15 protein-coding genes and 1 pseudogene are annotated in these 20,263 nt (G+C 71.7%); 10 read left to right on the top strand and 6 right to left on the bottom strand.

Features of this window, described 5'->3' with window-relative positions; all coding sequences use genetic code 11:
- The coding region (locus tag ND748_RS09355) for an NAD-glutamate dehydrogenase domain-containing protein (protein WP_308205615.1) at positions 1 to 3,371 on the top strand (3,371 nt) is incomplete at its 5' end.
- Positions 3,372 to 3,396: 25 nt separating this feature from the next.
- The gene (locus tag ND748_RS09350; protein ID WP_251745272.1) at positions 3,397 to 4,275 is read left to right on the top strand and encodes a hypothetical protein; all 879 of its coding nucleotides are present in this window, start codon (positions 3,397 to 3,399) and stop codon (positions 4,273 to 4,275) included.
- Here ND748_RS09350 and ND748_RS09345 read toward each other — a convergent pair.
- Positions 4,247 to 4,558: a MazF family transcriptional regulator gene (locus ND748_RS09345; protein WP_251745271.1), complete on the bottom strand. Its 312-nt coding sequence runs from the start codon at positions 4,556 to 4,558 to the stop codon at positions 4,247 to 4,249. The genes ND748_RS09350 and ND748_RS09345 overlap by 29 nt on opposite strands.
- Positions 4,555 to 4,827, bottom strand: coding sequence for a toxin-antitoxin system HicB family antitoxin (locus ND748_RS09340; protein ID WP_251745270.1), 273 nt, complete (start codon positions 4,825 to 4,827; stop codon positions 4,555 to 4,557). The genes ND748_RS09345 and ND748_RS09340 overlap by 4 nt, the downstream gene beginning before the upstream one ends.
- A gap of 204 nt (positions 4,828 to 5,031) precedes the next feature.
- Between ND748_RS09340 and ND748_RS09335 the strand changes: the two genes are divergently transcribed.
- The 6 genes from ND748_RS09335 to ND748_RS09310 all read left to right on the top strand — a co-directional run bounded on the left by ND748_RS09335 (position 5,032) and on the right by ND748_RS09310 (position 9,791).
- Entirely contained in the window at positions 5,032 to 5,826 is a 795-nt protein-coding gene (locus tag ND748_RS09335; protein WP_285901838.1) for a class III extradiol ring-cleavage dioxygenase, read from the top strand.
- Positions 5,827 to 5,854: 28 nt separating this feature from the next.
- Entirely contained in the window at positions 5,855 to 7,318 is a 1,464-nt protein-coding gene (locus tag ND748_RS09330) for a type VII secretion protein EccB (protein ID WP_308205614.1), read from the top strand.
- A gap of 117 nt (positions 7,319 to 7,435) precedes the next feature.
- Entirely contained in the window at positions 7,436 to 7,750 is a 315-nt protein-coding gene (locus ND748_RS09325; RefSeq protein ID WP_251745267.1) for a WXG100 family type VII secretion target, read from the top strand.
- Positions 7,751 to 7,793: 43 nt separating this feature from the next.
- Entirely contained in the window at positions 7,794 to 8,090 is a 297-nt protein-coding gene (locus ND748_RS09320; protein WP_251745266.1) for a WXG100 family type VII secretion target, read from the top strand.
- Between the two features lie 4 nt (positions 8,091 to 8,094).
- Positions 8,095 to 8,406 (top strand): PE domain-containing protein, encoded by a 312-nt coding sequence (locus ND748_RS09315; protein WP_251745265.1) that lies wholly within the window; start codon positions 8,095 to 8,097, stop codon positions 8,404 to 8,406.
- Complete coding sequence (locus ND748_RS09310; RefSeq protein ID WP_251745264.1) at positions 8,403 to 9,791, top strand: hypothetical protein; 1,389 nt, start codon at positions 8,403 to 8,405, stop codon at positions 9,789 to 9,791. The genes ND748_RS09315 and ND748_RS09310 overlap by 4 nt, the downstream gene beginning before the upstream one ends.
- A 356-nt stretch (positions 9,792 to 10,147) precedes the next feature.
- Here ND748_RS09310 and eccCb read toward each other — a convergent pair whose 3' ends face one another.
- Positions 10,148 to 14,176: a type VII secretion protein EccCb gene (eccCb, locus tag ND748_RS09305; protein ID WP_251745263.1), complete on the bottom strand. Its 4,029-nt coding sequence runs from the start codon at positions 14,174 to 14,176 to the stop codon at positions 10,148 to 10,150.
- A gap of 163 nt (positions 14,177 to 14,339) precedes the next feature.
- On the opposite strand from eccCb, the gene ND748_RS09300 reads away from it, so the two are divergent.
- On the top strand, positions 14,340 to 15,827 hold the full coding sequence (locus ND748_RS09300; RefSeq protein ID WP_251745262.1) for an EsaB/YukD family protein: 1,488 nt from the start codon (positions 14,340 to 14,342) through the stop codon (positions 15,825 to 15,827).
- A 46-nt stretch (positions 15,828 to 15,873) separates the two neighbouring features.
- On the opposite strand, the gene ND748_RS09295 is transcribed toward ND748_RS09300, so the two are convergent.
- From ND748_RS09295 to ND748_RS09285, 3 genes are all read right to left on the bottom strand, one after another.
- Positions 15,874 to 17,328 carry a hypothetical protein gene (locus ND748_RS09295; protein ID WP_251745261.1) on the bottom strand — a complete coding sequence of 485 codons (1,455 nt, stop codon included), beginning with the start codon at positions 17,326 to 17,328 and terminating at the stop codon, positions 15,874 to 15,876.
- Positions 17,329 to 17,604: 276 nt separating this feature from the next.
- Positions 17,605 to 18,555 (bottom strand): metal ABC transporter substrate-binding protein, encoded by a 951-nt coding sequence (locus ND748_RS09290; RefSeq protein ID WP_251745260.1) that lies wholly within the window; start codon positions 18,553 to 18,555, stop codon positions 17,605 to 17,607.
- Positions 18,556 to 18,731: 176 nt separating this feature from the next.
- A complete protein-coding gene (locus ND748_RS09285) occupies positions 18,732 to 19,865 on the bottom strand; it encodes an agmatine/peptidylarginine deiminase (RefSeq protein WP_251745259.1) in 1,134 nt (377 codons plus the stop codon).
- A 106-nt stretch (positions 19,866 to 19,971) separates the two neighbouring features.
- Between ND748_RS09285 and ND748_RS09280 the strand changes: the two are divergent.
- Positions 19,972 to 20,263, top strand: a pseudogene (locus ND748_RS09280) (hydrolase); the annotation flags it as partial.

Genomic DNA, 20,263 nt, shown 5'->3' with positions numbered 1-20,263 from the left:
CGGCGGGGGCCTATATGGGCTGGGGGGCGGGAGCGGCCAGAACGGCGGGTGACCGTGCGTCGGGCCCTCGGGCCCCCACCGAGCCGGCGCGCGGCGCCCTGGCCGCGCAGGGGGCGCCCGGGTTGGCGGTACGGCGGGTCGACGACAGCTGCCCGCTTTCGCTGTGGCTGGCCTGGCCCGGCGCCGGTCCGCCGCTGGCCGACGTCGTCCCGATGCTCGCCAACCTCGGCCTGCGGGCGGAGGACCACCATCCGCTTGAGTCAGCCGGCCCGGGCGACGGGTGCGTAACCGGCGTAATCGGCGAAACCGTCAGTGTCGACGAGTACCGGATTCTTGGCCCCCCCGAGCTGGCCACCCAGGCGTTGGCCCAGGTCGGCGAGCTGGGCGCGACGCTCAGGGCGATCTGGGCGGGGCGGGCTGACAGCGACCCACTCGACCGGCTGGTGCTGACCGCGGGGCTGGCCGCCGGCGAGGTTGCGCTGCTGCGCGCCCTGCTGCGCTACCTGCTGCACGCCGGGCTGCCGCTGAGCGAGGCGTACGGGCATCGGATGCTGACCGCGCGCGCGTCCTTCGCGCGGGACCTCGTCGCGCTGTTCCACGCCCGGATGCGGCCCGGTGCCGAGGACCCGGACGGCGCCGCGGAACTGGCGGTCAGCCTTGACCGCGACCTGGACACGGTCGCCGGCGTCGATGAGGACCTGCTGCTCACCCGGCTGCGCGACGTCGTCCTCGCCGTCGTGCGCACCACCTACTACCTGCCGGGCACGGCGCTCGCGGTGAAGCTCGACCCAGGCCGGCTGCGGTGGTTGCCGCGTCCCCTTCCCGCGGCCGAGGTCTTCGTGAGCACGGCGCGCTTCGACGCCCTGCACCTGCGCGCCGGGCTGGTCGCCCGCGGCGGGATCCGCTGGTCCGACCGGACCGAGGACCTGCGTGCCGAGATCGCCGGGCTGATGAAGGCGCAGCGGGTCAAGAACGCGCTGATCGTGCCCGACGGGGCCAAGGGCGGCTACGTTCTGCGGCACCCCCCGGACGACCCGCGGCGGCGGGAGGCCGAGGGCCGCGCCTGCTACGCGACCTTCATCCGCGCGTTGCTGGCACTGACCGACAACCGGGTTGACGGGGCCACCGTCCGCCGGCCCGGGCTGGTGTGTCACGACGGTGAGGACAGCTATCTCGTCGTCGCGGCGGACAAGGGCACGGCCCGGTTCTCCGACCTGGCGAACGCGATCGCCGTCGAGTCCGGCTACTGGCTCGGCGACGCCTTCGCCTCCGGCGGCCGGACCGGCTACGACCACAAGGCACTGGGGATCACCGCCCGGGGTGTCTGGGAGTCGGTGCGGCGCCACTTCGCCGAGCTGGGAGTGGACGCCGACGGTGAACCGATCACCGTCGTCGGGATCGGGGACATGTCGGGGGACGTGTTCGGCAACGGGCTGTTGCAGTCGGACCAGCTACTTCTCGTCGCCGCGTTCGACCATCGACACCTCTTCCTCGACCCCGACCCCGACCCGGACCGCTCGTATGCGCAGCGGCGGCGGCTTGCGGCGCTGCCCACCAGCAGCTGGGACGACTACGACCGGTCGGCGCTGTCCGCCGGCGGCGGCGTGTTTGCGCTGTCGGCCCGACGGGTCCCGCTGTCCCCGCAGATCCGGGCCCGGCTGCGGGTGGACGCCGAAAGCCTGACCGTGGACGAGCTGATCCGGTCGATCCTGCGGGCGCCGGTCGACCTGCTGTGGAACGGCGGGATCGGCACCTGGGTCAAGGCCTCGCGCGAGGACCACCACGCGGTCGGCGACAAGGCGCGCGACCGCTGCCGGGTCGACGCGTCCGAACTGCGGGCGAGAGTCGTGGCCGAGGGTGGCAACCTCGGCCTGACGGAGGCGGCCAGGGTCGAGTACTGCCTGGCGGGCGGCCGGTGCAACACCGACTTCATCGACAACTCGGCCGGCGTCGACTGCTCGGACCGCGAGGTGAACCTCAAGATTGGTCTTGCCGCCGCCGGCCGCGTGCCTGGTCCGATCGGCGGGAGCGCGCCGGGCACTGCCCCGGTGGACCCGTCCGGGCGCGACGATCTGCTGGCGGCGGCCACGGGCGAGGTCGTGCAGCTGGTCCTCGCCGACTCGGCCCGGCAGGTGCTGTCGCTGAGCGTCTCCGAACGGCAGGCCGCCGTGTCGGTCGAGGGCATGGCTCGGCTCACCGGTCACCTCGTCTCCGCGGGCATCCTCGACCCGTCCGTCGACCCCGTCCCGGACCAGGAGGTGATGCGCGCGCGGATGGGCCGGGGCCCGGTGCTGACCCGTCCCGAGATCGCGATCCTGCACGCCTACGGCAAACGCGAGGTCTTCGGCGAGCTCGTCGGATCGGACCTGCTGGCCGAGCCGGCGACCGCCGAGGCGCTCGACGCCTACCTGCCGGCCACGCTGCGGCCCCTGATCGGCCCGCGGTTCGACCGACATCCGCTGTGGCGGGCGATCGCGGCATCCCAGCTCGCCAACGACCTCGTCGACCGGGTCGGCGCCGGCTTCCTGTTCCGGCTGGAGGAACTGACCGGTGCGCCGCCGGTGGACGGTGTCCGGGCCTTCCTCATCACCCGGGACCTGTTCGGGCTGGCCTGGGTCTGGGAGGCGGTCGACGGCCATCACCAACCGGCCGCGGGGACGCCGTGTCGGGCCCGCCGTCGTGGCGACGTGCCCGGCGGCGACCGGGTCGACGCCGCCGTCGAGGCACTGCTGCGGTGTCGCATGCTGCAGGAGTACGCGGCCCAGTGGCTGCTACGGCGACGCCCGAGGCCGCTGGACCTGACCGCCGAGACCATGCGCTACTACGACGGCGTCAGCGAGGTGGCGATGGCGCTGCCGGAGACGCTGCGCCGGCTGGGCGCCCGGGAGGAACTCGACGCCATCGAGACCGTGCGGCGCCGGCTGCTCGGCGCCGGCCTGCCGCTGCGCGCGGCGGAGCAGGTCGCGAGGCTGAAGGTGATGGACAACGCCCTCGACATCGTCGACGTGGCGCTGCAACACGACATCGCGGTGACGGAGGTGCTGACCGAGTACTTCGACCTCGGCGTTCGGCTCGGGCTGGGCCGGCTGACCACCCGTATCGTCGACCGACCCGGGGACTCCTACTGGGAGACGATGGCGAAGGCGTCGCTGCGGTCGAAGCTGGCCAGCAGCCATGCCCGGCTGGCCGAGGCGCTGCTGGCGAGGGCGGGCGGCGATCTGGACACGGCGGTCAGGCGGGCCGCCCGCAGCGGTGGCGTCGGCCGGGTCCGCACGGTGGTGGACGAGGTGGTGGAGGCGCCGGAGGTCACCAGTGCGATGGTGGCCGCGGTCGTGCTCCGGCTCGACGACCTGGCGGACCTCGTCCCCTGACGCGAGCGCGCCCTAGGCTGAGTGGGTGCTCGTGGCGTATCTGTCGGCTTTCGCGTGCGCCGTCTGCTATGGCGTGGGTTCGATCCTGCAGAGCGTCGGCGCCCGCCGGACCGCGACGACCACCGGCGCCCTCGATCCCCGCCTGCTGGTGCGGCTTGCGGTGCAGGTTCCCTACCTCGTCGGGATGGGGCTGGACCTGGTCGGCTGGGTGCTCTCGCTGGTCGCGGTGCGTTCCCTGCCGTTGTTCGCCGTCCAGGCGATCCTGGTGGCCAGCGTCGGCGTGACGGCGGTGCTGGCGAGGATCTTCCTGCGGGTTCGGTTGGACCGGTCCCAGGCGGCTGCCCTGGTCGTGCTCGGGCTCGGGGTGGTGCTGCTCGCGGCCACCGCCGCGCCGGGCAAGCCGCGACCGGTGGGGTCGACGGCCGCCGTCCTGATCGCGCTGGGCATTCTGCCGACGGCTCTGGGCTGTTTCTGGGCCGGCCGGGCGCTGGCCGAGGAGCGCGCCGTGCTCACCCTCGGCGGCCTGTCCGGCCTGGCGTTCGGCGGGACGGCGCTGTGCGCTCGCGCGTTGGAGGCCGATCACACCCTCGTCGACGTCGTGGCCGATCCGTTGTCCTGGGCGCTGCTGGTCTACGGGGTGGTCGGCATGGTCGCGTTCGCCGCGGCCCTGCAGCGGGGCTCGGTCACGATCGCCATGGCGGGGCAGTCGACGGCGGAGACCGTCGTCCCCGCGATCATCGGGCTGACCCTGCTGGGCGATCACGCCAGGTCGGGCAGCGGTGGGATCGCGGCGACGGGGTTCGTGCTCACGGTCCTCGCGGCGGCCTGGCTGGCCGCCCACAGCCGGGTCGAGCCCGACGTCGAGGGCGGCCGCCTCAGCGTTCGGGCGTGGCCAGGATCTTGAACAGCATGGTGTTGGCGCTGGTCAGCGCCTGGGTGTCGACTGAGCGCAGGCAGGCGACGAGGCTGGCTTTCGCCACGAACGTGACCAGGCCCATCACGGCCCACACGCCGCCGCCGAGATCGACGCAGAACCCTTCGCTGGTCGCGTGCTCCACGACCAGGGCAACCAGCACGGTCGGCTCGTCGACGATCTCGTTGTAGACGGTGGAACTGAGCACGAGCACGGCCTGGGGTGTCGGGCCGGTGTTCGCGGTCCAGAGCTCCCCGCGCCGCGGCGGTCTCACGGGGAGGTGTCGGTCAGGGTGGGATGTCCGGTGGCTGGGAGGGCCTGCTGGTTGGCCTCCCCGAAGGCCAGGGCCGCCTGCGCCACGGCCGGGTTGGCCCGGATCCAGGCCCCGTGCGCGGCGCAGCGCCGGCGCATGTCCTCGGCGTCGAGCACGCCCTCGATCCAGGCGTTCATCGAGATGCGGTCGGCCTCGGCGTGGCGCCGGACCGACTCGTAGGCCTCGTCCGAGAGCCGTAGCGTGATCGTCCGAGTGGTCATGCGGCTCATGCTAGCAAGATCTGCTGTCAGTTTGTGGCATCCAAGCGATGGGGAACACGTGACAGTTCGCCGACCAGCCGTGGCATGCCTCCGTACGCTGAAAGTCCGTTTCGTGACGACCCCGAAGGTCCATTTCACGACGACAAGGAGCACGAGCCAGTGTCGACCGCGTCTGCTTCCTCCCCGCTCGAATCTGCCGCCGGCGGCGCGCGCATGCCCGCGATCTACGCCACCCAGGGCGCCCCGCCGCTGATCGACCATCCGCACTGGACCGCCGAGCTCGCCGCGTGGGGCCGGGCGCTGCCGCGTCCCCGGGCGATCCTGGTGATCTCCGCGCACTGGGAGCAGAACCCGATCGCGTACGGGGCGACGACGACGCCCGTCCCGCTGTACTACGACTTCTACGGCTTCCCCGAGCGCTTCTACCGGCTTCGCTTTCCGGCTCCCGGTGCCCCCGACCTTGTGGCCGAGGTCGCCCGCCTGCTCGGGCCCGGCCAGCCGCTCGTTGCGCAGCCCGACCGCGGGCTCGATCACGGGGCCTTCATCCCGCTGATCTACATGTACCCGGACGCGGACGTTCCCGTGCTGCAGATCTCCCTGCCCACGCAGGATCCGGTGGGTCTGCTGGAGCTCGGCCGGCGGCTGGCGCCGCTGCGCGACGACGGCGTGCTGATCTTCGCCACCGGTCTGCTCACCCACTCCACCGGCCACGCCGACCTGTCGAACCCGGACAGCGACCCCCACCCGGACGTGGCCGCCTTCGACGCCTGGGTGGCCGACGCGCTCGGCCGCGGCGACCTCGACGCCCTGGTGCACTACCGCGACCGCGCGCCCGGGGTGCGCCGGGCCCTGCCGAGCCAGGAACACTTCGTCCCGCTGTTCGTGGCCCTGGGCGCCGCCCTGGACACCCCCGGACCGGTGATCTTCCCGCATCACGGCTTCTGGTACGGCAACTCGATGCGCTCGGTCCAGTTCGGCGCGGTGGTGACGGCCGACGTGCCCGCCTGACCTGCGGCTTCAGCGCGACCGTGGAGTCGTGCGCCCGGCGAGGTCCAAGTCGGCCAGGTACCCGCCCGGGCGTCCGGCTCCGCGCACGAAAGCCTCAGGAGTCGGAACGGCCGCGGAATGCGGTATAAAGTGTCCGGACAGCCGGGGGGCTTCAGTGTCGAGGAGAGACGAACGAGAGCGTGCCGAAGCGGAGGCTTTCCGCCGCCGTATCGTCGTGGCAACATTTGTTCGCGGTCGATCCGCAGGATTTCAACCACTTTCCCGCCGGACCCTGCCTGCGTTCGCGGGCGGCCTCGTCGTCACCTTGCTCGCCCTGGTGGTCACCGCGGCCCAGACGACCGTCTTCCACGCCGCACCCTCGGGCTGGAACCGGGACGGTACGCTCGTGGGGGATCGGGACCTCGGCGGCCTGTTTCTGATGTCGGGGAAGATTGCGCGTCCGGTCGCCAACCGGACCACCCTGCTGCTTCTCGGCGGGCCGGCGAAGCGCATCACATGGGTCTCCCACCGGCGGCTGGCGGCGGCGGGCTTCGGGCCGTCGATCGGGATTTCCGATGTGCCTGCCATACCGCCTGCACTCACCGACGGGTTCCGTTGGACGGCATGCGTCCTCGGACCGGAGGAGGTCGCCGTCCTGCTCGGCAGCCGGTCCGACGCCGGGCCCGCGGTGGACGATACGACGAACGGGATCGCGGTGCGCGGGGCGCGGACCCAGGGGTACTTCCTTGTCGCCGGTGGACGGAAGTTCCCGATCGACGAGGCGGCCCTCGCGCACCTTTACGATCCGAGCCACGTAGCCGAGGTGCCCGAAAGCTGGCTCGCGCTGCTCCCGTCGGCGGGCCGAATGATGTCCCTGATCAGAGTGCCGGCGGCGGAGCCGGGAACCCGAGCAGGTGAACTCGGCGGCTCCTTCATCCGGACCCCGGACAATGCGAGATACGTGCTGGAGCAGACATCGGTCGGGCCCGTCCTCCATCCGGTCACGACGGACACGGGAGCGGATCTGCTTACCGGCCTGCGGCATCCGGAACTGCACCGGCCGATCGACGTCTCCAGATCGGACATTCGGGATCTCCCGGTGCGTGATCCGGTCGACGATCCGGCGTGGCCGGCCCATCTGCCGACGCTTCCGGCGAGGGCGGGCGACGCCGTCTGTGCACTGTCTGACGGTTCGACGAGAATCGTGAGTGCCGATTCCGTTGCCGCCGGCCGCCGGGAGATCGCGCGGAACACGGTCGAGGGGGTGCGCGTCACGGTGTCCGCGGTCGGGGACGCTTCCACCGCGCCGGCGGCCCTCCTGCAAGCCGCCGGCGCAGACGGCGACATCAGCGAGCATTCGCCCGTCTATCTGCTCGCCGAGGGTCGCGCGTACCCCGCGACGAGCCCGGCGCCGCTTCAACGCCTGGGATACGACCTTCGGAAACTACATTCCGTGTCCAGGTCGTTGCTTGACCTGCTTCCCGCGGGTTCCCGGCTCGAAAGTCCGGAATGAGTACGTCACCTGCGCGTCGGCCGCGTACCTTGTCAGTATCTGCCGCGCGGGATAGTGTGATCGACCTGGGGTCGCGGAATGCCCGCGGCTCTCGCCGGAATGGGTTGGGGGATCCGAATGCCGGACGCGGTAGGCGTAGACCTGAATGTGATGCGGCAGGCGTCGCAACACGTGTACGACGTCAACGCGAACATTCAGAACCAGCTAAACCTGCTGATCGGCCGCCTCGAGGCGCTGCAGGGCAACTGGCACGGCGACGCCGCGACAAGTTTCCAGGTCCTGAAGGAGCGCTGGAACGGCGATGCGCGGAAGCTGAGTGAGGCGTTGCAGAGCATCGGCGATGCTCTCAAGCAGAGCCATGCCAACTATCAGGGTACTGAGGAACAGAACAGGTCCGGATTTTCGCGTATCGGCACGGCCTTGAACGGCTAGTCTCTCCACCGCCAGCTTTCCCATTTCATCCAGGAGGGTCGTCATGGCCGGCGACGGCGAGATCCGCGTCACCTTCGGTTCGATCGCACAGGCGCAGACCGACACGTCCACCGCTTTCACCAACATTCAGAACGAGTTGACGAACCTCCGCAACTACCTGAAGCCGCTCACGGCGTCGTGGACGGGTACCGCCGCCCAGAACTACACGGCGCAGCAGACCAAGTGGGACAACGCCGTCACAGATCTCAACGCGGTGCTACAGACGATCTCCCAGGGGCTGGGCGTCGCGCATCAGAACTACACCGAGACCGAGAGCGTCAACTCCCGGATGTGGACGTAGGGTCATGTCGGACTTCTCTGTCGATCCCGCCGCCTTCCGAACCGCGGCGTCCACCTTCGACACCGCTGGCAACCAGCTCAGCGAAGCGTTGGGTGCACTGCTCGCCGCGCTCGCCGACACCGGTGGGATGGCGGGAGCGGACAAGCCCGGCCACCGATTCTCCGCAAGCTACGACGGCACGGTGCCGTCAGTGGAGAGCGTCACCCGCACCGGCGTCACCGGGCTGAAGAGCATCGCCACCGGCCTGCGTACCACCGCGGAGAACTACCGGGACGCGGACACAACCTCCGCCTTTCCCACGGATCGGGAGCCGTGACGCTGGCGGACAGCCCGGCGGCACCGTCGTCGACGACACCCGAGGCGACCTCGCCCGCGTCATCCGCCGAGGTCTACCACAAGCATGGGCACTGCTGGTGGCCGCAGGGCGAGGTCGACAGACTCCATCAGGCGGCGGGAGCGTGGTCGGCGCTCGCCACGACCATCGACCGGATCGCCGCCGACGGCGACCGCGCCATCCAGAGCCTGAAGGCGTCCTCGTCGGGGCCGACGGTGGATCGGATCGAGGCGTTCTGGAAGAAAAACTACAGCGACGGGTCCTGCGCGGCGAGCTCCGTCGAAGGCGGCCCGGTCCTGACGAATCTCGCCGCCACCTGCCGCACGCTCGCCGACGCGTGCAACGACTACGCCGCCCGGGTGACGAACGCCCGCCACCGCGTCGTGGAGCTGGCCGGCGTCGCTGTCTCCGCGGTGGTCGTCGGTGGCCTGCTGTCGGTGGTCACCGCCGGGTTGTCCGACGCGGCGGCGGGTGGCGTCCTCGCGGAGATCGCGGCCGCGGCGGCGGCCCTGGAGGAGACGATCGCCGGTGCCGTCGGCACCACCCTCACCCGGATTGGGATCGACGCCGCAGTCGGTGCGCTGGCCGGGGTGAGCTCGGAAGCCCTCATCATCCAGCCGATGGAGGCGACCGTCGTCCCGGGCGGCACCTACGACTGGAGCGCGGTCGTCGACGGCGCCAAGTTCGGCGCACTCACCGGACCCGCGCTCGGCCCCGCGGGCCGCTTCACCAACAAGGCCCTCGGCTCCGTCGGTGGACGGATCAGAAGCCTGCTGAACCACGGACCGGTCGAGGAGGTCGCGTCACCCCGGATCGTTCCGGACGTGCTGCCGCCGGCGAGCGCGCCGGCTGTCGAACCGAAGGCGGCGACGCCGGCCGAGGAACTGCCGGTCTCGCCGCCCGAGTCACCCGTTCCTCCGGTCAACCCGCCGGAGTCACCGGCGGCCGGTACGGGCGGTGGGCCCGCGCCGGCGGCGGGAGGGCCGACGCCCGGCCATGCCTACACCTCTCCCGGCGGGCTTTTCTATGGTGTCGACGATCCCTCTTTTCCGACCCGGGTTGACCACGTGCTGGCCCACACAACTGATGATGTGAGTCGACCCATGCACGGTGTCTTCTCGGATCCGAGTAAGGCTTTGGAGATTGTCGATGAGGCATACCTCAAGGCTCAGGCGGGCGATGGCATTGCAGTAAGACAGGGCAGCCGGACGGTCTACTACGTGAACATGGACCGTGCTGTCGGCTACATCGGCGGCACAGTCGGCCGGCAGGCTGGTAACCCGACGGTGCAGGTCGTGCAGTTGGTGCTTGAACAGGGCAACCATGTTGTCACCGCATTCCCTGTCGCCGGCATGCCGGTAAGATGACGGCCATGTACATCTGGATTGCGGAGTGCCCCTTCATCGACCAGGGGCTTGTACGACCGCTCGTAACCAGGTCGGGCATCTTGGTACTCATGTGTGATTCCTGTGGCACCGTATGGTGTTCACCGGAGGAGCTCGAAACAGAGAAGTACGCGCAACCGACCGCACCGGACTGGTCCACCCTATGCGGCGTCGACGTCTCTCCCGGGACGACTCGATGGGCCGACGATCAAGACATTGAGCTGACGGGTTGGCCCGGCGTCGCCTGGAAGAAGACCTGAGTCGATCGATGCGGGCTCTGCTTGATGCGGGCGGCGAGGGGTGCAGTTCTCGACCACCACCCCGGCAGCCGTGCGCATCTACTCGGCGATCTGGATGACGGTGGTCGGGCGGCCCGGACGGTCCAGGACCGCGCGGCCGGGCGGGCGGTGGCGGGCGCGGGTTGAGCCGAGCACGATGCCCTCCTGGGGGTCTCCCGAGAGCACGAGCCCCGGGGTCGCGAGGTCGCGCAGGCGGGCGAGGACCGGTTCGTAGCCGGATCGGCCGAGGCCGCCGATCCGGCGGGCGATGATGACGTGGAGCCCCACGTCGCGTGCGATCGGCAGAAGCTCCAGGAGGGCCGCGAGCGGATTGCCGGACGGCGTGGCCACCAGGTCATAGTCGTCGACGACGATGTACGCATCGGAGCCCGACCACCAGCTCCGCGCCTTCAACTGGGCGAGCGTCACCTCGGGACCGGGCACCCGTTCCCGTAGCGCCTCCGCCACGTCGGCGAGATGGGCCGCAGCGGCGAGCGCAGACCCGGAGTACTCCAGCAGGTGCGGCCCGGCGACCGACTCCAGCAGGGTGCGGCGGTAGTCGACGATCAGTACCTTTGCCTGGTCGGGCGAGTATCGCTGCTGGAAACCCGCCAGCCAGGTGCGCAGGAAGGTGCTCTTCCCGCTGCCGTCGTCGCCGAGGACGATCAGGTGCGGGTCGGCGCGGGTCAGGTCGAGGCGCACCACTTCCAGGTCATCTTCGGCCAGGCCGATGGGCACCCCGTCGGCCTGAGCAGGTGCAGGTGACGGCTCGGCCACGACGAGGCTCGCGCGCGCGACGCTGGTCGGCAGCATTCGCAACGGCGGCGCGGCCAGGCTCGGCCAGCGGTCGGCGATCTCGGCGATCAGCGACTGCAGCCCGCCGGCCATGTCAGTGGTCGTCGCCCGCCCGTCGGCGCGAGCGATCGCGGCCTGGAAGACGAGCCCCGTCCCGACCAGGCCGCGCCCAGGCTGCTGCGCGGGCAGCGCGAGCGCGGCCAGGCGGTTGATCTCGCTGTCGCTGGGCGTGCCGAGCCTCAGTTCGAGCCGCGTGCCGAGGTTGTCCCGGAGCTGCGGCCGCATCTCCAGCCAGCGGTTCGCGGCGACGAAAAGGTGAACGTTCACACTCAGGCCCACGGCGGCGATGTCGTACACCCGGGGAACCAGCTCCTCGTGCTCGGCCGCGAAGGCCGCCCAGTTGTCGATGACCAGGATGACATCGCCGAAACGATCGAGGTTCTCGCCCGCCGCGCGCCGCCGACGGAAGTCGGCGACGGAGTCCACCCCGGCGGCGGGGAAGGTCTGCTGTCTGCGCTCGACGAGTCGGTGCACGTCCGCCAGCACCCGGCGGACCCGATCCGGCTCGCTTCTGGCCGCGACCGCCCCGACGTGCGGCAGGGCCGCCAGGGGCGTCAACAGTCCGTTACCGAAATCGAGACCGTAGACCTGGACGTCGCGTGGGCTGTACCGCCGGGCGAAGCCGGCGACGACCGTCCGCAGCAGGGTGCTCTTCCCCGACTGGGTTCCGCCCACCACCACCCCGTTCCCGCCCGCGCCCGACAGATCGACGAAGAGGGGATCCTGGCGCTGGTCACCCGGACGGTCCACCAGTCCGACGGCGACGGCGAGCCCGGGGTCACCCCCGGAGTGGTCGGCGACCGCCTCCTGCGGCCCACGGATCGCGGCCTCTACTCCATCCAGGGTCAGCACTTCCGCCAGGGGCGGCAGCCACACCTGATGCACCCGGGGGGCGGCCGCGCGCAGCCGGGCGACCAGCAGGTCCGCCACAGTCTGTTGATCCTGGACCGGCCCCGGGCCGAACGCGGGAGCGGCGAGCGGAGCACCGACGTCCACCCCGCCGGCCAGACCGCGCAGGGCGGCCACACTCGGACTGATGGCGCGGAAACGCGCGACGGGCGGCGCGACTGGCACGGGGGTTGCGACCGGCATGGGGGTTGCGACCGGCATGGGGGTTGCGACCGGCATGGGGGTTGCGACCGGCACGGGGGTTGCGACCGGCATGGGGGTTGCGACCGGCATGGGGGTTGCGACCGGCACGGACACTCGGGCGGCCCGCATCGGGTCGGACAGCGCCGGTCCGATCTTGACAAGCGCCCAGCCCGGCTCGTCCGGCAGCTCGAAGGCGTCGGGAACACCGATCGCCGTCCGGCTGTCCTCGACGTTGAACGTCCGCAGCGCGATGCGGTAGCGCAGGTGGCTCTGCAACCCGCGCAGCCGGCCCTCCTCCAGCCGCTGGGACGCGAGCAGCAGGTGCATGCCGAGACTGCGCCCGAGCCGGCCGATCCGGCCGAAAAGTTCGACGAACTCCGGCCTCTCCTCCAGTAGTTCGCCGAACTCGTCGACGATGACCAGCATGGACGGCATCGGATCGAGCTCGGGGCGGGTGGCGCGCACCTGGCGGTAGACCTCCACGGAGTCCAGGTCGCCGGCCGCCTTGAGCAAGCGCTGGCGGCGGTCCACCTCCCCGCTGATCGCCGCCAGGGTCCGACCGATCATCGTAGGGTCGGCCTCGAGGTTCGTGATCAGACCGGCGACGTGTGGGAGCGGGGCGAGTCGAGCGAAGGTCGCCCCGCCCTTGAAGTCGACGAGCACGAAGGACAGATCCTCCGGCCGATGCGTGACGGCCAGGCTCACGACGAGGGTGCGCAGCAGCTCACTCTTGCCCGCACCGGTGGCGCCGACCAGCAGCCCGTGCGAGCCCATGCCGCCCACGGACCAGTCCTTCAGGTCGAGCTCCACGGTCCTGCCGGTGGAACTGGTCCCGATCGGTACCCGCAACCGCTGCGCTGCCGACCGGGGTCGCCAGCTTTCCGACGGGTCCAGCAGCGCAGGCTCGGTGATACCGAGCAGTCCGGTCAGGGTGGCATCGGCGGCGGGTGCCTGCGCACCATCGCCGCCGCCCCCGGTGCTGGCGGGCAGGCCCGCCAGCACGCGGGCCAACGCTTCGGCCCGGAGCATTGAGAGCTGGTCAGCCGCTCCCGTCTGCGCCGCGGTCTGCGGGTCCGCCGCCTGCACGGTGAGGCGACCGCGGTGGGTGCGCACCCGGCGTCCGCCGCGGGGCAGCGTCAGGGGCGCGCCGGCGCACACGACGAAACTGACCCCCAGCTCGGAGGCCTCCGACAGCGTCGCGAAGAGACCGCCCTCATCCAGCGCCGCCCCGTCCAGATCCACCAGCACGATCAGGTGCGGGGCCGCGCGAACATCCGAGGAGTCGCCGCCGGCCCGCCGTCCGGCGCGGCGAGCGTCGAGTTCCGGTCCGAGGAGCGAGCCGAGGGTCTCGAGATCGAGTGTGATGAGGCGCACCGGGCCGTCGGCGTCACAGGCGTCCGGATGTTCCACGTGGGGCAGCCACTTCGTCCAGTCCCATTCGGCTGCCCGGGCGGCGGACCTGCACACGGCCACGCGCAGATCCACCGGTGCGTGGAAGGTCACCGCCTGGGCTAGGATGGCCCGGACGTGGCCTCGCACGTCGTCTGCGTCGCCCTCGACGACGAGCAACGGGCACGTCCGCAGCGAGATCGTCAGAGGCATGGCGGGTAGCTTGGCGAAGCCGTCCAGCAGACCGCGCAGGGCGTCGAGGCACACCTGGTCGTGCCGGCGGCTCGGGTCGACCGGTTCGGGTTCCTCGACCGGCGGCGTCCAGGGACGTGCTCCGGTCCCCAGCCGCACGATGCCGAACTCGGGATCATTGCTGCGCCTTGCCGAGCTCCAACCGGAGCTGGACGCCGCCGTCCACAACCGGTCAGGCGGCGGATGGGCCAGGCTCGCCCGGACGAACTCGGCGTCCGCGGCGTCCTGCAGCCGAGTGCGGCAGTCGTCGATCCTGCTCAGACACTCGATGCGGTCGTCACTGAACGAACCCCCCTGGCTGGCCCGCTGGCTCACGTACGACGCGCCCGCCGCGCCGAAGGAGCTCACCGCCACGATCACGCCGATCAGCAGGAAGCTTCTGCTCGGACTCACCAGCGCGTAGCCGAGCATCCCGACCCCGCCCAGCAGGGGAACGACCAGCGCGACGAGGGCGCCGGCGGAACGGGGCGGCGGCAGCACCGGCGGGACGGGAAGGCGCACGAGCCCGGCCTCGCCTGCGTTCCCGACACGCCGGCCACCGTCGGCGGCCGACGGCGGAATTGTCTGCATCAGTCAGTGCCCCCGCTCTCCGTGTGCAGATGGTACGGAAGAATAGTCCGGGTTCGTCCCCGTCGGGGACGGCGGTCGATCGGGGGGAACCAGCATGTCCGGAAGCGCGACGGATCCACCGGGGAACATCGGGTCGCCCGCGTGGCCGAAGATCCGCCGCGTCACCATCCAGGGTGCCGGCCTGCAGGCCGATATGACGCTCCCCGCCGACCTGGCGATCGGATTGTTGGAACCACGCATAGCGGCCGTTCTCCGAGTCTTTCCAACTGCTCGTCACGACGATTTTCTGCAGGATTGGAAGCTGCAGCGAATCGGCGGTCCGCCGCTGTCGTCCTGGGACACCCTGGCGGATGCCGGAATTCGCAGCGGGGATATCCTGCTGTTCTCCGTCGATTCCCCGCCGCCGCCCTCGCCGATCGTGACGGATCTGATTCAGATCACCCGCGCGTCGGTCGACGATGCTGCGACCGCCGGCGCGGAGCTTCCCGGTCGTCTTCTCCGTGGGCTCGCCGCGGTGCTTCTGCTGGCCGGCGCGGCCATGCTCGGTCTCGGGCGACGGCCGGGTGCGGTCGAAGCGGCCGTCGGTCTGATGGGGGCGGTCCTGCTGACCGTCCTCACCGCCCTGCCCTGGACCTGGTCCGCGGCCCCCCGGTCGGCCTGCGGGTACTTCGCGGTCGCCTACGCGGCGGCCGGCGGCTACGCCCTTGGCGCGACGGCCGGTTTCGCCGTCTCCGGACGGCTGGTGACGGCTGCGTCGGGGGCGATCGTGCTCGCTTCGGTGGGATTGGCGATCCATGGCCTCGCGGTGCTGCCACTCATGCCCGCCGTGCTCGTCGCGGGAGCCGAAGTCCTGGTGACGTCGGCGATCGCGGCCGCGGCCGGCTCGTCCGAGGTCCCTGTCGTGGGTGCGGCGGTCGTCCTCACCGCAATGTCGATCTTCGCGGTCCCGGCAATCGTGGTTCGCCTCGTCCCGCTCGACGCCGCGCGGATGTCCCTGAGCGAGTCGCGCGGAGCCGAGGAGTTCGGGGACGGCGCCGAACAGTGGTCGCCCGCGGCGCCGGGTCGGGCGGCCCGGCGGGGACGGACGCGCGTCCGGGACGAGCGGGAACGCACTGCCAGAGCCCGAACGATCGCGCGCGGCCTGCTGGTCGGGATGGCCGGGTCGATCGCGGCCGGGCTGGTTCTGGTGGCCGCGGTGGCTCCCGGATTCGGCGCCGCGTCCTTCGTCCTGGTCACCTCGGTCCTCGTCCTGCTGCGCGCCCGCACCTTCCGGCGACACGACGAGGTCATACCGCTGCTCATCGCCGGCGGTGCGGGCACCGTGGCATTTGTCGCGGCGGTCGCCGCGAGGGCATCCGATCAGCTCGCGCGCTTCGTCCTGGCGGTGCTCGTCGCCGGATGTCTGCTCATCGCCGCCGATCACGTCCGTCGCTCGGCCGACACGAGAAGGGGCTCCGGCTTCCGGACGGAACAGACCCTGAACGCGGTGGAGATTCTGCTGATCGTCCTGTTGGTGCCGTTGTCCGCGGCTCAGTTCGGCATCTTCGCGATGGTGGGAGATCTTGCTGCGCGCCCGGGCTGACCGTCCGGTCGACGAACCGGGTGGCGCCAGCCGCTGAGTATCGGCCTCAGGCGCGCGGGCCGGTGCGTACGTGGCGGTGCAGGTAGTAGAGCCAGGGTGGGATCGTCGCCCAGAACACGATGATGTTGCCGACGATGACCCCCTTGGCGCCGCCGACGAGCAGGCCCGTGATCGGGCAGGCCAGCAGGAACGGCACGAAGAACAGGTTGATCCAGAAGGTGAGCCGGGTCTTGCCGAAGGCGTAGAGCACCGCCGCCGGACCGACGGCGAGCCCCGGGCCCACCTGGGCGATCACGGCGAGCAGCAGCAGGTCGTGGGTCTGGCCCCAGGTGTCCCCGAGCAGCGCCGCGCCGAAGTCGGCGGGCAGCAGCATGAACGCCAGCCCCCACAGGGAGCTGGAGACGACCACGAGCCCGGAGACCAGGTAGGCGCCGCGGATGACCTGGCCGGGGGGCATGTGTTTGCGCCGCGCGAACTCGGGGATCGCGAAGCTCATCAACGCGACGGCCAGGTTCGTCGTGGGGGCCAGCAGGGTCTGCAACCCGCGCAGGGCACCGACGAGCGACGTGGAGCCGACCGCCCCGATGATCAGCGTGGACGTCTGCTGGGCGCCCTGCAACGAGATGAACTCCGCGGTCATGAAGCCGGTCGTCTCGCGGTGGCCGGTGAACCAGGCCCACGCGCGCTTCGGATCGGGCCAGGCGTGGTGCTGCGCGACGCCGACCAGCGCGGCGAGGGCGGCGGCCGCCCCCCAGACCAGCACCATCGCCGCCGCTGTGCCGCCGCCGCCCGAACCCACGGCGAGCAGGCCGACTCCGATGGCCAGGGCCGCCGCCCAGACGAGGTCGTTGCCGACGGCGAGCAGGGGACGGCCCTGAGCGAACGAGGCGTAGCGCCAGGCGTCCTGCACGAGCAGCGCCGGCATGATCACGCCCATGGCGACGAGGTTCAGCCCCACCGTGCCGCGCAGGGCGGCTCCGACGACGAGCAGACCCACGCCGACGACGACGCCGAGCGCCAGCGCCGTGCCAGCCGCGGCCCGCACCGCCGAGCGAAACGTCGACGCCGGGACGTCGGCATAGCTGATCCCCAGGGGCGCGGTCCCGGCCGCCCGGGACAGCCCGACGACCATCGCAAAGATCGTGTAGGCGATCGCGAACGCGCCGAACTCGCTCGAGTCCACCCGGCGGGCGATGATGAAGTTGATCGCCGCGTTGGTGCCACTCGACACCACCTGGTCGCCGACCGTCCACAGCGCGTTGACCCGGCTGCGCGACCGCGACGGCGCGGGCTGCGCCGGGATGGCTCCGTGAGCCGGATCACGGTGGGAGTCCGTGTCGCCAAGACGGACCGGGCGATCGGAGTCGCCGAGATATCCGGGACGCCCAAGGTTGTCCGCGGAAGGCTCGAGGTTCTCCGCGGGACGGCCGAGGTGGTGCTCAGGGTGCTCAGGGCGCTCGGGGTGACGCTCGGGGCGGTCGGGGTGGCGCGGTTGCGGCACCCTCTCGTCCCTGCCGGTCGCGCGGTCCGCGCCGAGCCTCACGTCGTCATCCACATCGATTCCCTCGCGCCCGTCCGGGGTGTCCGCGGGACACGCGGGCGTCGGCGGGCGGCCCGAGGTCCTCGTTGGACGGGTCTGCTCACCGGCGGCCGCGCCTTGCCGCGCTCGGCCCCCCGGCCTCGTCCGATCACGTCACCGCGGCTCCGCCCATGCCGGTCCCGACTCTACCGTGACGTAACTGTCATCTTTGGGTAAGCGGGTGAGCACGGTGGCGCCTCAGCGCAGCGCGGCGACGATCTTGCGAGTGTTGTGCTCCTCCATCTGCAGGTAGGTGGCGCCGTCGGAGCCGGCGGGGCCGAGGGTGTCGCCGTAGAGCGAGTCCTCCCCGGCTTCGACCCGCACGCCGGCCTCGCTCGCGATGGTCCGCGCGGTCCGCGGCGGCAGCGACGACTCGGAGAAGACGGCCTTGGTGCCGGTCCGGCGGATCTTGTCGACGATGTTCCTGATGTTGCTGCCGGACAGCTCCGCCGCGGTGTCGAAGCTCGGGATGATCGAGCCGACGAAGGTGAGGCCGTAGCGGTCGATGTAGTAGCCGAAGGCGTCGTGGTTGGTCACCAGCTTGCGGTCGGTGGGCGGGATCGTGGCGATCTGGCGGCGAATGTCGCCGTCGAGGGCGTCGAGCCTGCCGTCGTAGGCGATCCGGTTGGCCTGAAAGTAGCCGGCGTTCGCGGGATCGGCCTGGGCGAGCCCGCGCTCGATGTCGGCAACCATGATCTTGGCGTTGAGCGGGTTGTGCCAGATGTGCGGATCGCCCGCCTTCTCCTCGGTGTCCCCGTTGCCGGCCCGGATGGTCACGCCGCGGCTCGCGTCGACCCGGATGCCGTCGAAGCCGGCGGCGCCGATGGCGTCGTCGAGCCAGCTCTCCAGCCCGACGCCGTTCTCGACCAGCACCTTGGCGTCGCCGATCGCCTCGATGTCGGCCGGGGTGGGTTCGTAGTCGTGCGGGTCGACGTTGGGCTTCAGCAGCTGGGAGACGCGGACCCGATCGCCGCCGAGGACCCGGGTGAAGTCGGCGACCTGGCTGGTCGTGGCGACGACCGGCAGCCGCCCGCCGGCACCGGCACCGCTGCCGGTGGAAGACGAGCCACAGCCAGCCAGGAGGGCCGCGAGCAGGGCCAGGCCGGCGACCCCGGCCGCGAGCCGGGTGCAGATGGGGATGACGGGCAAGGGATCCTCACTTCGCAGAGCGGACACCCCTGATGAAAACGATTCCGAAAACGGATGTCAATAAGGCGGGTGCCGGATCGGCCCGCGCCACCGCGGTCTCGTCCCGCGTCGGAGCGGGCCGCCGGGTGGTTCAGCGCCGGTCGGGTCAAGTGCCGGTCGGGTCAGCGCCGGTCGGGTCAGCGGATGACCTGTGGTTCCTGCTGGGTGATGCAGTGCACCCCGCCGCCGTGGGCGAAGATCGGCCGGGCGTCCACGGGTTCGACCCGGCGGGTGGGGTACAGCCGAGCCAGCAGGTCGAGAGCGTCGGCGTCGCGGGGATCGTCGAAGACGCCGGCGACCACCAGGCCGTTGGCGACGTAGTAGTTGAGGTAGGAGTAGCCGGCCGGGCCCCCGTCGACCTCGAGCACGGTGGGCGCCGCGATCTGGACGACCTCCAGCGGCCGGCCGGCGGCGTCGCGGCTGGCCCGCAGCAGCGCAGCCAGCTCCCGGGTCGTCTCATGGTCGGGATGCGCCGGGTCGGGCTGGCTGTGCACGGCGACGAGGCCGGGCCGGACGAACGCGGCGACGACGTCGACGTGCCCGCGGGTGCCGAACCGGTCGTAGTCGCGGGCGACGCCCCGCGGCAGCCAGATCGCCCTGGTCGTGCCGAGCTGGGTGTGCAGCTCGGCCTCCACCCGGGTGCGGTCCCAGCCCGGGTTGCGGGCGGGGTCGAGCTGGACGGTCTCGGTCAGCAGCACGGTGCCCGCCCCGTCCACGGCGATCCCGCCGCCCTCGTTCGTCAGCGCCGAGTGCCGCACCGCGGCGCCGGCCCGCGCGGCGACGGCCGTGGCCAGCAGCCGGTCCGCGTCCCAGCTCGCCCAGTCCTGGGCGCCCCAGCCGTTGAAGACCCAGTCGACGGCGCCGAGGCGCGCGTCGCTGTCGCCGCTGCTGTCGCCGCTGCCGTCGCCGTCGGCACTGCCGCTGCCGCTGCCGCTGCCGTCGATCGTGAACGTCGGGCCGCTGTCGCGCATCCAGGCGTCGTCCAGCGCGAGTTCGATCACCGTCACAGCCGGCGGCACCTGCCGGGCCGCGATCGCGCCCTGACCCGGCCCGGCGATCAGGGTGACCAGCTCGTGCCGACTGATCGTCGTCGCCACCCGGGCCCAGGCCGCGCGGGCCGTGGCGAGCTCGGCGGAGCCCTCCGGACCGAAGGTGTCGTTCGGGGGCGGGAACGCCATCCAGGTCCGGGCATGCCGCTCCCACTCGGCCGGCATCCGGCGGGCGGCCGGCATCCGGCGGCTGGCGGCGGCGTCGGGCACGGGGGTCATCATGGCAGGCTCGACGCCCGTGACCCGCCGGTCGCCGGTGGCGGGACCGGACGGGACGGGCGGGGCGCGGGGACCGGCGGGGGCGTGCCGGTCATGAGAACATCGGGGCATGCTGACGATCACCAGCATCGGGGTGCCCGCCTCGCCGGCCCGGGTGGCGTCGCCGACGCGCCCGCCGCTGCGGATCGCCGCGGTGCAGCACCGCTGGCATCCTGACCCGGCCGAGCACGCCGCCGCGCTGCGGGCGGGCGCGATCGCGGCGGCCGAACTCGGCGCCCGGCTGGTCTGCTTCCAGGAACTGACGCTGTCCCGCTACTTCGCCGACGTGCCACCGGACGGCCGGCCGCCGGACGGGCAGCGAGCGGATGGGCTGCCGGCGGGTGGGCCGCGGGCGGATGGGC

It is taken from the genome of Frankia sp. AiPs1 (assembly GCF_023716945.1).
GTDB lineage: Bacteria > Actinomycetota > Actinomycetes > Frankiales > Frankiaceae > Frankia.
The sequence above is the reverse complement of the archived record's forward strand: the minus strand, read 5'-3'. Positions and strand labels throughout refer to the sequence as shown.

Bases quoted from the DNA above. Each gene is read 5' to 3' on its own strand.
- ND748_RS09340 (WP_251745270.1), bottom strand. From the start codon at position 4,827: ATGAGCCGCATGACCACTCGGACGATCACGCTACGGCTCTCGGACGAG.
- ND748_RS09335 (WP_285901838.1), top strand. From the start codon at position 5,032: ATGCCCGCGATCTACGCCACCCAGGGCGCCCCGCCGCTGATCGACCAT.
- ND748_RS09325 (WP_251745267.1), top strand. From the start codon at position 7,436: ATGCCGGACGCGGTAGGCGTAGACCTGAATGTGATGCGGCAGGCGTCG.
- ND748_RS09320 (WP_251745266.1), top strand. From the start codon at position 7,794: ATGGCCGGCGACGGCGAGATCCGCGTCACCTTCGGTTCGATCGCACAG.
- ND748_RS09315 (WP_251745265.1), top strand. From the start codon at position 8,095: ATGTCGGACTTCTCTGTCGATCCCGCCGCCTTCCGAACCGCGGCGTCC.
- ND748_RS09300 (WP_251745262.1), top strand. From the start codon at position 14,340: ATGTCCGGAAGCGCGACGGATCCACCGGGGAACATCGGGTCGCCCGCG.
- ND748_RS09285 (WP_251745259.1), bottom strand. From the start codon at position 19,865: ATGATGACCCCCGTGCCCGACGCCGCCGCCAGCCGCCGGATGCCGGCC.